At 59.8% G+C, this 12,136-nt stretch carries 13 protein-coding genes; 12 read left to right on the top strand and 1 reads right to left on the bottom strand.

The features are described 5' to 3' along the window. The first annotated feature begins 153 nt into the window (after positions 1–153). The 3 genes from fliD to B5M06_RS04250 all read left to right on the top strand — a co-directional run bounded on the left by fliD (position 154) and on the right by B5M06_RS04250 (position 2,387). Positions 154–1,587, top strand: a complete 1,434-nt coding sequence (gene fliD / locus B5M06_RS04260; RefSeq protein WP_162777391.1) for a flagellar filament capping protein FliD — start codon at positions 154–156, stop codon at positions 1,585–1,587. 73 nt (positions 1,588–1,660) lie between these two features. Further along, positions 1,661–2,071: a flagellar export chaperone FliS gene (gene fliS, locus B5M06_RS04255; RefSeq protein WP_054065978.1), complete on the top strand. Its 411-nt coding sequence runs from the start codon at positions 1,661–1,663 to the stop codon at positions 2,069–2,071. A gap of 10 nt (positions 2,072–2,081) precedes the next feature. Next, complete coding sequence (locus B5M06_RS04250; protein WP_054066020.1) at positions 2,082–2,387, top strand: flagellar protein FliT; 306 nt, start codon at positions 2,082–2,084, stop codon at positions 2,385–2,387. Between the two features lie 321 nt (positions 2,388–2,708). On the opposite strand, the gene fliE is transcribed toward B5M06_RS04250, so the two are convergent. Then, positions 2,709–3,032 carry a flagellar hook-basal body complex protein FliE gene (gene fliE / locus B5M06_RS04245; protein ID WP_054065977.1) on the bottom strand — a complete coding sequence of 108 codons (324 nt, stop codon included), beginning with the start codon at positions 3,030–3,032 and terminating at the stop codon, positions 2,709–2,711. A 182-nt stretch (positions 3,033–3,214) separates the two neighbouring features. On the opposite strand from fliE, the gene fliF reads away from it, so the two are divergent. The 9 genes from fliF (at position 3,215) to fliN (ending at position 12,130) form a co-directional block, all read left to right on the top strand. After that, positions 3,215–4,897, top strand: coding sequence for a flagellar basal-body MS-ring/collar protein FliF (fliF, locus tag B5M06_RS04240; RefSeq protein WP_054065976.1), 1,683 nt, complete (start codon positions 3,215–3,217; stop codon positions 4,895–4,897). A gap of 47 nt (positions 4,898–4,944) precedes the next feature. Then, the gene (gene fliG, locus B5M06_RS04235) at positions 4,945–5,940 is read left to right on the top strand and encodes a flagellar motor switch protein FliG (RefSeq protein WP_054065975.1); all 996 of its coding nucleotides are present in this window, start codon (positions 4,945–4,947) and stop codon (positions 5,938–5,940) included. Between the two features lie 33 nt (positions 5,941–5,973). Next, entirely contained in the window at positions 5,974–6,798 is an 825-nt protein-coding gene (locus B5M06_RS04230) for a FliH/SctL family protein (protein ID WP_054065974.1), read from the top strand. 46 nt (positions 6,799–6,844) lie between these two features. Continuing rightward, a complete protein-coding gene (gene fliI / locus B5M06_RS04225; RefSeq protein ID WP_054066019.1) occupies positions 6,845–8,212 on the top strand; it encodes a flagellar protein export ATPase FliI in 1,368 nt (455 codons plus the stop codon). Positions 8,213–8,232: 20 nt separating this feature from the next. Beyond that, entirely contained in the window at positions 8,233–8,697 is a 465-nt protein-coding gene (fliJ, locus tag B5M06_RS04220; protein ID WP_054065973.1) for a flagellar export protein FliJ, read from the top strand. 2 nt (positions 8,698–8,699) lie between these two features. Beyond that, positions 8,700–9,944 carry a flagellar hook-length control protein FliK gene (locus B5M06_RS04215; RefSeq protein ID WP_162777390.1) on the top strand — a complete coding sequence of 415 codons (1,245 nt, stop codon included), beginning with the start codon at positions 8,700–8,702 and terminating at the stop codon, positions 9,942–9,944. Between the two features lie 187 nt (positions 9,945–10,131). Then, complete coding sequence (locus B5M06_RS04210) at positions 10,132–10,668, top strand: flagellar basal body-associated FliL family protein (RefSeq protein ID WP_054065971.1); 537 nt, start codon at positions 10,132–10,134, stop codon at positions 10,666–10,668. An 18-nt stretch (positions 10,669–10,686) separates the two neighbouring features. Next, a complete protein-coding gene (gene fliM / locus B5M06_RS04205) occupies positions 10,687–11,691 on the top strand; it encodes a flagellar motor switch protein FliM (RefSeq protein WP_054065970.1) in 1,005 nt (334 codons plus the stop codon). Beyond that, complete coding sequence (gene fliN, locus B5M06_RS04200) at positions 11,681–12,130, top strand: flagellar motor switch protein FliN (protein WP_054065969.1); 450 nt, start codon at positions 11,681–11,683, stop codon at positions 12,128–12,130. The genes fliM and fliN overlap by 11 nt, the downstream gene beginning before the upstream one ends. The last annotated feature ends 6 nt before the right edge of the window (positions 12,131–12,136 follow it).

Here is a 12,136-nt window from a genome sequence, read left to right as displayed (position 1 = left end):
AACAGGCAGGGGGCTGGCAGGTGAGTCGCAACTTCTGTGCGGTGCACACCTTTTTATTCAGGCTTTTGCCTGGGCTGCAAACCCCGGACAATATGCCAGTCTCAATCCGTGGATGTGCTTGTCTGCGGCAATCAGGTCTTCAAGGAGTTCAAGATGGCAATCTCTTCAGTGGGTATCGGCAGTGGTCTGGATGTGGAGAGCCTCGTCATGCAGATGGTGGAGCTGGAGCGACGCCCTATCAAGACCTTGGAAGCCAAGGCAGAGTTCATTGATGCCAAGATTTCTGTCCAGGGGCAGATCAAGTCCATGGTGTCTGACTTGCATGCTGCCTTGTTTGACCTGACGCTGGAAGGTACCTGGAAGACGGCGAAAGCATCCACCTCTGGCAGCAGTGTGAGTGCAACCATCAGCGGTTCAGCGGCGGTGGGTTCCTACAACATGAATGTGACGCAGCTGGCGCAAAGCCAGACCATGGTGTCAGCCAAGCTGGGCGCTACGGATAAATTGGGCGCTGGTACATTCAAGTTCACCGTAGGCAATCTGACCCAAACCACACACGAGGTGGAGCTGTCCGGCAGCGAAACATTGACCGAGGTTGCGCAAAAGATCAACAACGGCAACTTTGGTGTGGCCGCATCGGTCATTCAAGGTTCTGATGGCAAGCAGCAGCTGGTGTTGACGGCCAAGAACACAGGTTTGGATGGACAGTTCAAGCTGGACATTACCGCTAACCCCGATGCCGCCACCCCGATTGCCGATGATTGGCTGGGCAGCTATGCCCCTGATGCTGCAGAAGGAGCGCCCGGTGCCACAGGTTTTGCCATGGCACAGCAGGCCAAGAATGCGCGGCTGACGCTCAATGGTGTGGTGTTGGAGTCCAGCACCAATAACTTCAATTCAGCGTTGACGGGTGTGAACATCACGGTGACGGGTACAGGTACTTCGTTGCTGAATGTGACCAATGACACAGCCGCCATCAAAGAGAAGGTGATGAAGTTCGTGGATGCCTACAACTCCCTCAATGAGTTGTTGACGGCATCTACCAAGTACACAGAAGACACGAAGACAGCGGGCGTCTTCCAGGGCGACAGCAGCATTGTGAGCATGCAGAACGCATTTCGCATGCTGACGCAGAACGTAGCGTCTCAGGCGCAAGGTGCATTCAAGCGGCTGGCGGACATTGGTATTTCCATCGCCAACCCCACGACGGCCAAGGTGTCTGGTGAGCTGGTGGTTGATGCTTCCAAGCTCAATACGGCGCTCAATGATCTGGAGTCCATGCAGGGGCTGTTTGCGACCAAGTCCAGCAATGCTTCGAGTGATGGTGTTGGTATTGCCGTTGCTTTCCGCAACTTCACTTCTGGTTTGCTCGATCTGGAGGGTGCCTTGAAGACCAAGGAAGACTCCTTGAGCAAGGAGCTCAAGCGCAATGGTGAAGAGCAAGAGAAGGTGGAAACACGCGCTGAAACCGTGGAAGCGCGCCTGCGCAAGCAGTATTCGGCACTGGACGTGAAGATGGCTTCGCTGGGTTCGCTGAGCTCCTATGTGGAGCAGATGGTGGCTTCTTGGAATAAGTCCAAGGATTGATATTTTTTTTGCTTGAGTTCTGGCGGAAAGTGCCGAAAGAACTCAGGTACAGCAACAAGTTTCAGGGGTTCACATGTTTTCTTCTTCAGGTTACGGCGCAGCGAATGCATATCGTCAGGTGAGTGCGCATTCCGGTGTGGAAAGCGCGTCGCCGCATCAGCTGATTCAGATGCTGTTCGACGGTCTGTTCCAGTCGCTGAACGCAGCGCGCGGCGCGCTGCAGCGCGGTGATATTGAGGAAAAGGGCCGCCATATCTCCAAGGCGGTGCGCATTCTGCAAGAAGGCCTGGTGGTGGGCCTGGACTTGGAAAAAGGCGGTGAATTGGCCGCTAATCTGAAGTTGCTGTATGACTATTCTGTGGCCCAATTGACAAAAGCCAATGTTCGCAATGACGAGCATTTGGTTGAGGAAGTAATCAAGGTTTTGCAGCCAGTGGCGCAAGGCTGGAAAGAAATTGGACCCACTGCCAACCAGACGATGTAAGGGGGTGGGCATGCAGGAGAATAGCTTGCTGGACTATTACAAGGCCATAGAGGCCAAGAGCGCGGAAATGTTGTCAGCAGCGATGCAGCAGGACTGGGATGGCGTCATGGAGTGCGAAAAGCTGTGCTCCTTGCTCATCGATGAGTTGCGCGTGCAGTCGCAGGCTGTGCAGCTCACTCCTGAACAGCGCAAGGAAAAGACGCGCATCATGCAGAGCATCTTGCGCAATGACGCACAGATTCGCGTACTGGCTGAGCCCTGGCTGGCGCAGATCGAACATATGGGCAAGATGCCCGCCACTTCCGTGCTGCACTGAAGACGTAAAGAATCGCTACACCCTCCAAGGTTTGGTGTAAGCCCATCTGCTGTCATGGCAGGTGGGTTTTTTTATGGCCGTTGGGTGGTGCGCTTTGGTATTGATAGCTGTTAGCGCTGGCGAAATATACGTTTCAATATGATTTGTGTTTGAAAACCTTGTATATCAAGCGCAAGGTGCTCTGTTTTTTGTTTTTTGTTTTTTGTTTTTTGAGGCAAAAAAAGACCGCAACCCGTGAGGGTGCGGCCGTAAAGGTTTTTTGAAGGGTGAGCGTTCTGGCATGCCGCTGGCCGGTGCCGGGCGGCAGGCACAAGCAGGTGCTCAGACCTGCATGTTCATGACATCGGTATAGGCCTGTACCAGGCGGTTGCGTACGTGCAGCGTGGCCTGAAAGCCAATCTGCGCCTTTTGCATGGCAATCATGGTTTCTTCCAGGCTGACCGATGGGTTTTCCAGCTGCACTTCTTTTTGCAGGTGGGAGGAGTGATTCTGTGCAGCACTGACGGAGCGCAGCGCGTTCTCCAGCGCAGTGCTGAAGCCGTGGCCTTCAGCTTCTGCCTTTTGCACAGGCTTGGTCAGGCGTTGCGCCATGTCGCTGGACATGGTGGTCAACGGAGATGTGGCGCTATGAAGGCGAAAGTCCATGATGGTTTCCTGAACTCGTTATTGATCGATGGCCGCAATCGTAGGCAATTGCAAAAGATGCATCTGCGCGAATAAATGGGGAAACGGGTGCCTTATCGGGGGAACGTGGCGGGCGGAAGTTTGAATAATCGTTGCAACGTTGGGCTCCGTGTTGGGCTCAAGCCCTCCATTTGGAAAGAACGATGTCCGCAGTTGCAGAAATTCCTGTTGAACCAAACGCCGCTCCCGCCGCCACTACGGTGTCATGGCGCGAGAAGGTGGCAGCACTCGATAGAAATCAACGCATCATGATTGGTGCAGTGGGCGCCCTGGTTGTCGCCGGTCTGGTGGCCGCGCTGATGTTCAGCCGCCAGCCGGATTACCGTGTGCTGTTCAGCAATCTGAGTGACAAGGACGGTGGTGCCATCGTGGCCCAGCTGGCGTCCATGAACGTGCCTTACAAGTACACCGAAGGTGGCGGCGCCATCATGATTCCGGCTGACCGCATCCATGATGTGCGTCTGAAGCTGGCCACCCAGGGACTGCCCAAGGGCGCGGTCTCGGGCTTTGAAATCATGGAGAACAGCAAGTTCGGCATCACCCAGTTTCAGGAGCGCGTGAACTATCAGCGCGCACTGGAGGGTGAGCTGACGCGCTCCATCATGGGCCTGTCTGCCGTGCAGAACGCGCGCGTGCACCTGGCCCTGCCTAACCAGAATGGTTTTTTCCGTGAGCAGCAAAAGCCTTCGGCTTCGGTGCTGCTGACGCTGTACCCCGGCCGCATGCTGGACCGCACGCAGATTGCGGGCATCGTGCACCTGATTGCTTCCAGCGTGCCAGAGATGCTGCCTTCGGCCGTGAGCGTGCTGGATGACTCCGGCAAGCTGCTGTCGCAGGCGCCCAACCCCGATGAAAGCCCTGTAGACATTCAGCAGCTGATGTACCAGCAGCAGCTGGAAAAGCAGTACACACAGCGCATTCTGGACATTCTGGAGCCCGTGGTGGGCAAGGGCAATGTGAAGGCGCAGGTGACGGCTGAGCTGGACTTCTCGCGCTCGGAATCGACCTCGGAAATCCACGCCCCCAACCAGGGGCAGGCGCCCAGCGCGGTGCGCAGCCAGCAGGTGCTGGAAGCCATTGGTGAAAAGGAACCTGTGCCCCCTACAGGCGTGCCCGGTGCCGTCAGCAACCAGCCACCGCAAACGGCTGCAGCGCCTGTCAATGGTGCGGCTCCCGTGCTGCAGGCAGCCAATGCCGAGAACAGCAATATTCTGACCATTCCAGGCAGCAAGCGTGAGTCTGTGACCAATTACGAGGTGGACAAGACCATCAAGGTCACACGCAGCAGCACCGGCACCATCAAGCGCATGACCGCTGCCGTGGTGGTGAACTATCTGCCCGGAGCAACGGCTGAAGGTACTGTGGTGCCACAGGCGCTGACGGAGGCGCAGCAGGCACAGATGCTGGCGCTGGTGCGCGAGACCATTGGCTACAACGCCGAGCGTGGTGACTCGGTCAACCTGATGAATGCACAGTTCCAGCAGGACACGGGCCGTCTGGCGTCCGATCTGCCACTGTGGCAGCAGCCCGAGACCATTGCGCTGGCCAAGTCTGTGATGTGGCCCGTGGGCCTGGTGCTGGCAGCGCTGATTCTGGCGCTGGGTGTGGTGCGCCCCATCCTCAAGGCACGCAAGAAGAAGGAACAGGCACAGCTGGATCTGCTGGCGGCCGATGAGATTGAGCGCCCCGCACTGGCTGCGCCGCTCAAGCCCGGTGAGCCTACGCCTGAAGAACTGCGTCTGCAGCAGGCGCGTGCGCTGGCCAAGCAGAACCCGATTGCGGTGGCCAATATCGTCAAGACCTGGGTCAATGGCGAAGCGAATTAATGGCCTTGGGCTGTGCTTAACAACACCGACAACACAAAGAGTTGCATATGGATGAACGAGGTCTGAACGACGCCGCGATTTTGCTGATGTCTCTGGGTGAGGAGGAGGCAGCGGAAGTTTTCAAGCACCTCTCGCCCAAAGAGGTGCAGAAGCTGGGTGAGACCATTGCGCGCATGCGTGGTGTGTCCAAAGAAAAAGTGGACTTTGTGATTGCGCGCTTTACCGATGACTGCGCGGCGCAGAGCCTGCTGGTGGAAGACGCGAGCGATTACGTCAAGTCTGTGCTGCGCCGTGCGCTGGGCGATGACAAGGCTGCGCTGCTGCTGGATCGCATTTTGCAGGGCGGTGATGTCTCGGGCATTGAAAGCCTGAAGTGGATGGACCCCGTGTCCGTGGCCGAGCTGCTGCGCAATGAACACCCGCAGATCATTGCGGCCATCATGGTGCACCTGGAGTACGACCAGGCCGCTGCCGTGCTGATGCAGCTGCCCGAGCGTCTGCGCAGCGAAGTGGTGCTGCGCGTGGCAACGCTGGAAGGTATTCAGCCTTCGGCGCTGAAGGACCTCAACGAGGTGCTGTACAGAGTGCTTGCCGGTGGCGACAAGATTCGCAAGACATCGCTGGGTGGTGTGAAGACCGCTGCCGAGATGATCAACCTGCTGGGCAGCAATGCCGATGTGGCCGTGCTGGACACCATCCGCAACTACGACGCGGATCTGGCGCAGAAGATCATGGACAAGATGTTCGTGTTCGACGATCTGGTCAAGCTGGACGACCGCTCCCTGCAGCTGGTGCTGCGCGAGGTGGCCTCCGAAACACTCATCGTCGCGCTCAAGGGGGGCTCCATGGAAGTGCGCGACAAGATTCTGGCCAATATGTCCATGCGTGCTGCAGCTGCACTGCGCGAAGACCTGGAGGCCCGTGGCCCCATGCGTCTGTCCGAAGTGGAGGCACAGCAAAAGGAAATCCTCAAGGTGGTGCGTCGCCTGGCCGACGAAAACCAGATCACGCTGGGTGGCGGTCCCGAAGACAGCTTTGTCTGATGCGGACAGTGACAGGAAGACGGTGAAACACATATGACACGCTTCATCCCCAGCGAAGAAATTGACCAGCAAAGCGTGCGCCAGTGGCACTTTGGCAATGTGCGCAGCAGTGCACAGCAGGGCTTTATGGCCATGCCAGAGATGACGCTGGACCCTCTCCTGACAGCACCTGTGCAGCCCGAAGTGGCAGAGCCTGCGGAGGCAGAGGCCGTGGTGGAGGCTGAACAGGCAGCGCCGGCGCAGGAAGCAGTGCCCGCACCTGTGGTGCCCATGTTTACCGAGGAAGAACTGCAGCAGCATGTGCAGCAGGCCGCAGAGCAGGCCCGCGCCGAGGCTTACCAGCAAGGGCTGCAGCAGGGCCAGCAGGAAGCAGCGCATGAGTGGCAGCAGCGCATGGCCGACTATCAGAACAATGTGGGCCGTGAGGCAGCGCAGCGCCTGAACGAAGTGCTGCATGCGGCCGCAGAGGCGGTGCAGGGTCTGCAGCAGCAGATGTCGCAGGACTTGCTGCAGCTGGCTGTGGATATTGCGCGCCAGGTGGTGCGTCAGGAGCTGCGCTGCAATCCGCAGGCGCTGCAGCCGGTTGTGGCCGAGGCGCTGGACATGCTGGGTGCCGAGAGCAAGCCTGCCGTGGTACGCCTGCACCCCGAAGATTTTCAGCGCCTGCAAGCGCATCTGCGCGAGAGCCTGCCCAACCCCAAGGTGGAATGGCTGGCCGACCCCAGCGTGCCTGCGGGTGGCTGTCTGGTGCAAAGCCAAGGTGCCCAGGTGGATGGCACGCTGGAGCGCCGCTGGCAGCGTGCCGTAGCAGCACTGGGTCTGGTTTCGACCTGGTATGAGGAGGCACCACATGCCTGATGCGCAGCCCAAGTCTGTCAGCCCCGTGGTGGCGCAGCTCAAGGACATGCTGCAGCTGGGGCGTGAGCGCGTCAACCAGCCACTGCCGCTGCAAAGCCATGGCACCCTGACGCGCCTGACGGGTCTGGTGCTGGAGGCCAGCGGCCTGCGCGTGCCTGTGGGCTCCCAATGCCACCTGCAGATGCCGGGCGCGGAGCCTGTGCTGGCCGAGGTGGTGGGCTTTGCGGGTGAGCGTGCTTTTCTGATGCCTGCGGGAGATATTCAGGGCCTGTCCTGCGGGGCCGTGGTGACGCCTGCTGAGCCCTTTGTGCCGCCGCTGCGCCTTGATGATACCAAGGTGCCATCGCTGGCTACGGGCGTGCTGCGCCTGCCCATGGGCGATGGCCTGCTGGGCCGGGTGATTGATTCACAGGGCCAGCCTTTGGACCGTGCAGGTGAGCTGCAGGATGTGGTGGCCGAGCCGCTGGATCGCGAGCCCATCAACGCCATGGAACGCGCCCCCGTGCGTGAAAGCCTGGATACCGGCGTGCGTGCCATCAACAGTTTGCTTACTGTGGGCCGTGGCCAGCGTCTGGGTCTGTTTGCAGGCTCGGGTGTGGGTAAGTCTGTGCTGCTGGGCATGATGGCGCGCTACACCAAGGCCGACGTGATTGTGGTCGGTCTGATTGGTGAGCGTGGCCGCGAAGTCAAAGAGTTCGTGGAAGACATTCTGGGCGCGCAGGACCGCTCGCGTGCCGTGGTGGTGGCCGCGCCTGCCGATGCTCCGCCGCTGCTGCGCATGCAGGGCGCCAGCTACGCCACAGCGATTGCCGAGCATTTCCGGGACAAGGGCAAGCATGTGCTGCTGCTCATGGATTCGCTGACCCGCTACGCACAGGCACAGCGCGAGATTGCGCTGGCCATTGGTGAGCCACCAGCCACCAAGGGCTATCCGCCCTCGTGCTTTGCCAAGCTGCCTGCGCTGGTGGAGCGCAGCGGCAATGGCCTCAATGGCGTGGGCTCGATCACGGCCTTCTACACCGTGCTGTCCGAAGGCGACGACCAGCAGGATCCGATTGCGGACGCTTCGCGCGCCATTCTGGATGGCCACTACGTGCTCTCGCGCGCGCTGGCTGAGCAGGGGCACTACCCCGCCATTGATATCGAACAGTCGGCATCGCGCGTGATGCACAACGTGGTCTCGCGCGAGCATTTCGAATTAGCTAGACGGTTTAGAGCCGTCTATTCGCGCTATCAAAAAAGCAAGGATTTGATACAAGTAGGAGCTTATGTGAACGGCTCCGATCCTTTGGTGGACGAGGCCATTCGCTTGCAGCCAGCAATGGCCCGTTTCCTGCAGCAGACCATGTTTGAGTCTGCTTCCATGGAACAAAGTTTGGCAGACATGGCAGCCGTCTTAGGCCAGCCAGGATGAGATAACGAGAGGGATTTGGAATGTCTTCGCTCAATGCATTGATGATCGCAATTGAAATGGCCGTGCGCAAACGTGATGACGCACGCCAGGCGCTGCGTGAGCGTCAGCATGCCTTTGATGCTGCCAAGTCCCAGATGGAGCAGCTGGAGAACTATGCCGCAGAAATGCAGCAGCGCTGGGGTGCGACAGAAGGCGCTTCGCTCAAGCCTGAAGTCATGGTGCACCACCGGCAGTTCATGGAGCGGCTGGAGCACGCCATCAACCTGCAGACACGGGTGATTGCAGACCAGTCCATCCGCCTGGAAGCTGCACAGAAAGCGCTGATGGCCGCAGAGCTGCGCCTGACCAGCCTGAACAAGGTGGTGGAAACACGCCGCCGTGACATGGAGCTGGCGCAGATGCGCCGCGAGCAAAAGCAGACGGACGAACGTGCCGCACTGCAATTCATTGGTCGAACGTTTGGCATGCAGTTTCAGGAGGCATGAGCATGGATATTCAGCAAGCGATGGTGCCCATACCGCCCAAACCCAAAGCCAAACATGCAGACAAGCCTGCAGCGCAGGACAAGCCGGAATCTGTCGATGAGCGCTCTGGTCAGGCCAGTGCGGCCAAGTTTTCCAGCTTGCTCAAGGGCCTGCGCCAGGACGATGTGCAGGCGCTCGATGGCGCCGCCCTGTCCTTGCAGGATCAGGCATCGCTGATGGCGGCAGACCTCAAGGACTTGCCGCCGGGCGAGGTACTGGCTACCGCGCTCAGCCTGGATGATTTGCTGGGCCAGGCGCAGCGCCTGCTGGGTGCAGATGCTGGGGCAACCGGGCAGGCGGCAGGCCTGTCATCGCAGGCGCAAGGGCGTGGTCTGGGTGCACAGATGCATGTGGCAGCAGGCCAGCAGGTGGCCACCGTCGCCGCTGGCGTGCAGACAGTCGCACAGGCAGAGGGCGCTTCGGAAGCCCCCGCCGTGGTCCAGTCTGCTGCCACCGTGCTGCTGGCGCAGGCTGCAGATGCGGCGGAAGTGGTGGAGCAGCTGGTCACGGGCGATGCACAGCGCAGCGCCGATGCCAGCGGTCGCTTTAGCCTGCAGGGCAACTGGACGCTGGACGAGGGCCAGGCCGCAATGCAGCCCACGCTGCAGCGCGTGATGGCGCAGGTGGAGCAATGGGCGGGCAGCGCAGGCGTGCAGGCCAGGCCGGGTGAGCGTGCAGACGGCACCCGCAGCGCATCTGCCAGTGGCGTGGAAGCACTGGGTGGTGGGCAGGGCAGTGGCACACGGCTGATGGACACTGCAGTGCGCGAAGTCCAGCAGGCGCAGGACGCCATGTTTGAGGCGCAGCACGATGCGCCGGTGGAAGACATGCGCTTCTGGCTGCGAGGCAAGCAGCAGCGTGCGGAAGTGGTGATGGAAAAGGATGGCCAGCCTGTGCGCGTGCAGGTGTCCGTGCGCGGCAATGAAGCCCATGTGACCTTCCGCGCAGACCAGATGCAGACCCGTGCACTGCTCGATGACAATGTGGCGCAGCTGCGCGAGCTGCTGCAGCAGCAGGGGCTGGAGCTGGCCGGTGTACAGGTGCAGGCGCAGACCGATGGCGATGCGGCGCCCCACAGCGGCGCGCAGCGCCATGCCTGGCAGGACGGCCCGGCACGCCATGGCGTGGTGGAAGTGCCTGTGCAGACCCACCGGGCTGAGGCTGCGCCGCGTGTGCCGCAAGGACGCGGGCTGGACTTGTACGCCTGATCGAGCGCCGGCCGGAGGCCGTGCGCGGAGGTAGACGACTTTTTTGTCGGCTGTTTCAGCCTTTTATTCTGGCTATGATTTCGGGCTTCTTCGAAATAATAAGACCTTAGTGTGCTGCGTCCTGGATGATGGGCGCAGGAACAGCCAGATTTGAGCCAACACACTTTTATCCCTGAAGGAACATAACGTGGCCGCAACCAATACTGCCGCCGCTACGGCGCAAGGCAAGAGCAAAAAAGTAATCGTGTTCGGTGCTATCGCCGCCTTGCTGGTCGTTGTGATTGCAGCAGCTGCGCTGTTTTTTGCCAACCAGTCAAAAAGCGACCCCTATGCTGAAGACACACCTGCCAAGAAGGTAACGCTGGTCCCCACCTTCCTGCCACTGGAAAACATGGTGGTGAACCTGGCCGACCCCGGCGGTGAGCGCTATGCCCAGATTGGCATTACGCTGGAGCTGCAGGATGAAGCCACGGCAACCACCGTCAAGCAGTACATGCCCAGCATTCGCAATGGCATTTTGATGCTGGTGTCGCAGCGCACAGCCGATGAGCTGCTGCAGCGCGAAGGCAAGGAGCAGCTGGCCACAGATATCCTGCGTGAAGTCACACGCCCCATGGGCTGGGACAAGCAGCGCCGCGAGATGGAAGACGATGAGTTTGACACCCCTCGCCGCCGTGCCAATCCGGTGCGCCGTGTGCTGTTTTCCAGCTTCATCATCCAGTAAGCGCAAGGAGTTATCCGCATGAGCGATTCTTTCCTGTCGCAAGAGGAAGTTGATGCACTTCTGGAAGGGGTGACGGGCGAGCGCCAGAAGTCTGACCTGGAAGAAGTCGAAGAAGGTGCGGTACGCAACTATGACATTTCCAGTCAGGAGCGTATCGTCCGCGGGCGCATGCCCACCATGGAAATCGTGAACGAAAGGTTCGCGCGTAATTTCCGTATTGGTCTGTTTAACTTTATCCGCCGCAGCCCCGAAGTGTCCGTGGGCACGGTGAGCGTGCAGCGCTACAGCGCTTTTTTGCGCCGCCTGGCAGTGCCCACGAACTTCAACATCGTGGCCATTCGCCCCCTGCGCGGCAATGGCCTGATTGTGTGTGAGCCCTCGCTGGTGTTCGGCATTATTGACACCTTGTACGGCGGCACGGGTCGCCTGCAGACGCGTATTGAAGGCCGTGACTTCTCGGCCACCGAGCAGCGTGTGATCAATCGCCTGGTCGATGTGATCAGCGAGGAATACAAAAAAGCCTGGCATGGCATCTATCCGCTGGAGCTGGCTTACCAGCGCTCGGAAATGCAGCCACAGTTCGCCAATATTGCGACGCCCAGCGAAATCGTGGTGTCCACCTCGTTTCAGCTGGAAATCGGCGATGTCTCCGGCTCCATCTACATCTGCATGCCTTATGCAACCATGGAGCCCATTCGAGACATTCTGTACTCGTCCACCCAGGGTGACTCCATGGAAGTGGACCGCCGCTGGGTCAAGGTGCTGACGCGGGAAATCCAGTCCGCCGAAGTGACGCTGGTGGCTGAGCTGGCCCGCGCCGATGCAACGGTGGAGCAATTGCTGGCCATGAAGCCGGGCGACTTCATCGAGCTGGAGCGCCAGCCACGCATCAAGGCGTCGATTGGTGGCGTACCGATTTTTGAGTGCCAGTACGGCACGCACAACAACAAATATGCGATCCGCATCGAGCAGTGTCTGCGGGGTGTGGATGCGAACTGGACCGGAGAGAAGAATGGCAACTGATCAGAACAACAGCGGCAGCATCCCTGGGGATGATCCCTTCTCGGATTGGGCCGAAGCACTGGAAGAACAGAAGCAGACCGACGCCCCCCGCGATACGCTGGACGCCGAGCAGGGTGGCCCACTGTCGGGCAAGCCTGCCTATGCATCGGGCCCTGTGGGCACCGAAGTGCCGGTGAACGACATCAACATGGTGCTGGACATTCCTGTGCAGCTGTCCGTGGAGCTGGGGCGCACCAAGGTGCCCATCAAGTACATCCTGCAGCTGGCCCAGGGTTCGGTGGTGGAGCTGGACGCTCTGGCTGGTGAACCCATGGACGTGCTGGTGAACGGCTATCTGATTGCCCAGGGCGAGGTGGTGGTGGTGAACGACAAGTTCGGTATCCGCCTGACCGACGTGGTCACACCTTCTGAGCGCTTGCGCCGCGTCAGCCGTGGATAACGTGAG

It is taken from the genome of Comamonas kerstersii (assembly GCF_002056725.1).
Classification (GTDB): Bacteria; Pseudomonadota; Gammaproteobacteria; order Burkholderiales; family Burkholderiaceae_C; genus Comamonas; species Comamonas kerstersii.
Note: the sequence above shows the minus strand (reverse complement) of the source record. Positions and strands in the feature narration are given on the sequence as shown.